Source organism: Bacillus cereus group sp. BfR-BA-01379 (assembly GCF_022663605.1).
In the GTDB taxonomy this organism is placed as follows: domain Bacteria; phylum Bacillota; class Bacilli; order Bacillales; family Bacillaceae_G; genus Bacillus_A; species Bacillus_A mobilis.
In genome coordinates, this window is record NZ_JAKUFT010000369.1 from 1 (window position 1) to 205 (window position 205).

Below are 205 nucleotides of genomic sequence, written 5' to 3' on the forward strand. Positions count from 1 at the left end.
CGCTTCTTCTATCCTTCTGCGTCCCTCCATTGCTCAAACGATAAAGAGGTGGTACAGGAATATCAACCTGTTGTCCATCGCCTACGCCTGTCGGCCTCGGCTTAGGTCCTGCCTAACCCTGAGCGGACGAGCCTTCCTCAGGAAACCTTAGGCATTCGGTGGACGGGATTCTCACCCGTCTTTCGCTACTCATACCGGCATTCTC

General features: G+C 54.6%; 1 rRNA gene. It reads right to left on the reverse strand.

The annotated features are described in order from the left end of the window. Window positions 1-205, reverse strand: a 23S ribosomal RNA gene (locus tag MR113_RS28295); the annotation flags it as partial.